The 2,919-nt window shown below is 39.6% G+C and carries 3 protein-coding genes; all 3 read right to left on the reverse strand.

Features of this window, described 5'->3' with window-relative positions:
- Positions 1-217: 217 nt before the first annotated feature.
- Positions 218-1,252 carry a chlorophyll synthase ChlG gene (chlG, locus tag CUN59_RS17800; protein ID WP_104389105.1) on the reverse strand — a complete coding sequence of 345 codons (1,035 nt, stop codon included), beginning with the start codon at positions 1,250-1,252 and terminating at the stop codon, positions 218-220.
- A 117-nt stretch (positions 1,253-1,369) separates the two neighbouring features.
- Complete coding sequence (locus tag CUN59_RS17805; protein ID WP_104389106.1) at positions 1,370-2,470, reverse strand: Get3/ArsA fold putative tail anchor-mediating ATPase NosAFP; 1,101 nt, start codon at positions 2,468-2,470, stop codon at positions 1,370-1,372.
- An 86-nt stretch (positions 2,471-2,556) separates the two neighbouring features.
- The gene (gene petP, locus CUN59_RS17810) at positions 2,557-2,748 is read right to left on the reverse strand and encodes a cytochrome b6f subunit PetP (RefSeq protein ID WP_104389107.1); all 192 of its coding nucleotides are present in this window, start codon (positions 2,746-2,748) and stop codon (positions 2,557-2,559) included.
- Positions 2,749-2,919: the final 171 nt, after the last annotated feature.

The following is a 2,919-nucleotide window of genomic DNA, read 5'->3' on the forward strand; positions in this document are numbered from 1 at the left end:
CAGGACTTACGCAAAACATCACGAAAGTAGGGGTAATTCATGAATTACCCCTACGAAAGAATCAGGTTTTTGATTGCTTTGTGCGTAAGTCCTACTAATGATTGAATTTTTTGATAATGTTTAGTATTTCCTGTCACTAAAATTAAATTATTTTCTATAGCAATTGCAGCAATTAATACATCTGCTAATCCTATAGTTTGTCCATCGCACTCTACAGTTAAATTCCCGCATGACCTAATGCTATACCTGTCACCAACATTCCCAAGACCAAAAAAGGTTGGGCACTGGCTTGATATTTGACATCATTGGCGATGGGGTCACGGAGAAAATACATATCTTGGAAAGTGATTTGGGGAATGATTAATAAGACAAGAATCGCTGCATATAAATTCTCGTGAATACTCACCAAATAACCTGCAACCAAACCTTGAAATAAGTCAATCATGACTACACAAATTAAAGCCGCAGTTTGTACCCCAAACATGACAGGTAATGATTGTAATCCTAATTGGCGATCGCCTTCCACACTCTTAAAATCATTGACAATGGCAATACCCAAACCTGCCAAACTATAAAATAAAGTGAGAACGACAATTTTCCAATTTAGTTCACCAAATAAAGCATGACCCGCCCACCAAGGTAAAGCAATATAACTTGCACCTAAAGCATAATTTCCTAACCAACCATTTTGTTTTAATTTTAATGGTGGTGCAGAATAGATATAGGCAATAAAACTACCAAAAACAGACAACAGCAAAACAGTAGGAGTTGGATGACCTGCCCATAAATCTAAGGTATAGGCTACCCCATATCCTAATAATAATAAAAGCACAAATTGGCTAATTACTTGTTTTTCCGAAATTGCTCCCGAAGGAATAGGTCGGTAAGGTTCATTAATTGCATCAATTTCTCTGTCATAATAATCATTGATAGTTTGGGTATAACCTGTCAATAAAGGACCAGAAAGCAACATACACAGGGCAGACTTCAAAAAATTTTCTAAAGTCCAGGTGTAGTTCCCAGAAGAAGCAGCACCGCATACCACACCCCAAATTAGAGGAATCCAGGTAATCGGTTTCATCAATTGCAAGCGGATTTTCCAAATGGAAGTTTCCCCAGCACTTGCACCTTTCATTCCTAGCAATTGCCGAGTTTTCGCATTGCGGTCTTCTGTGATTGTAACTTCTTGGTTTGGAGATTCTATTGCCTCATTAGGCTGAGAATTTGGGTTAATGGGAGTTGATTCAGACATAAGGTGTAATGGTAATTGGTGATTGGTATTTGTTAATTGGAGAAGAGGTAATGGGGAAAGAGGTAATTGGAAAAACTTTTACCTATTACCCATTACCCATTACCCATTACCTATTACCTAAAAAGAAATTATCAAATAACTATTTTGAAATTTTGCACCGGTTACGGGTTTACCACTTAGAGCCGGTGGGAGGAAGATATTACGTCTTTGATCTCCGGCTTCTACTGTAACTTCTGGCCCGTACTGGGTGAGTTTGACTTGTTTTTTGTCAAAACCTGGTAAAAACAACCGTACTTGGCTATTATGTACGTCTATTTCCATTGGTTTTGGTGCTTGTAATGCTTGCTCAACAAAGTTGGGTAAAGCATCTATTAGAGGTTGCCATTCACCATTGGAGACATCGGGAACGATGCTCACAGGTAAAGGTGCAAATTCTGCTGATAAATTAGTATTTCCTGCCTCAGCAAATAGTATTGCGCCACCAATAGTTAAACAAATTTGTTGAGCGCTTCCCCACAAATAGCGGGAGTTAGCCACATCAATGGGATCTGATGTTGTCACCAAAAAAGCGGCGACACGCTGGGGATTAGCTAAAGCCGCTTTACCTTGTTCGAGAAAACTATTAACTTGGTTAGTGGGTTGGGAAAAATTGTCAGCCGTCCAATTAAAATTAAACAAGCTACTAATCAAGGGTTGAATTAGAGGTGATTCAGAAATTGTTTTCCCTAAATCGGAGTTAACAAACAATTGCCGAAATCTTCTGACATACCAGCTTAAAGATTCTGGCATTCCCAGCATCCGCAAACTGCCAGTATCACCTGTACCATCGTAGATAATCGCATCATATTTGCCACTGGCATCATATTCACGAATGGCATTGAGAGCGAGGGCGTTGTCCATGCCTGGTAACACTACCAGTTCTTGCCCATAAACCTCTTTAAAAATCGGACTGCGGAGATATTGTTCCTCTAGTTTTTTTAATTCTTCCCAGTTGCGTTCTAGCAGTACAGAGGCTTGAAACTGTACTGCGTGGAGATTGGGAGAGATTTCCCGGGGGTCAGGAGTTAGAGTAGTATTGAGTAGAATTGGCAATGTTGGATCTGCTAGTCCTGCTAGGAGTACCCTTTTGCCTTGTGTTGCCAAACTAATGGCGGCGGCGATCGCTACTTTAGAGCGAGTTATACCGTTTTTGCCCAAAAATGTCAGTATCAAGGCCATTACTCGATTTCCAATTATCGCCTATCTTTTCAATTCCAACTTAGCACTCAACCAATCTTATTAGCCTCTGCTGTTAGTTATTTTGACTATGCTGGTTTAATTTCATCTTCAAAAAACCAGGTAGAGAAGTTGTCATCAAACTTGACTACAACACCGATACCATAGCCATCAGTCACTTTGTAGCCTTCGATAATGCCGATTTTTCCCAGTTTTTGAGCGATAGTAGAGGGTACGCGATCGCGCAAACGAATCACCTTAACTTTCTGTCCGATTTCCATGATCTAGTTACAATGCAATAATCCAAATCTCAGTGTAGCGGAATCTGTCACTTTGTTTTCACTGCTCATGGCTTAAAATTCAATCAATAAGCAAGTAGGTATACTCTTAAAGCATATTTCATTCAAATGAGGTACAACCATAATCAAACTTTTGTGGTGCGGGTATACTAT

This window comes from Cuspidothrix issatschenkoi CHARLIE-1, assembly GCF_002934005.1.
GTDB classification, from domain to species: Bacteria; Cyanobacteriota; Cyanobacteriia; order Cyanobacteriales; family Nostocaceae; genus Cuspidothrix; species Cuspidothrix issatschenkoi.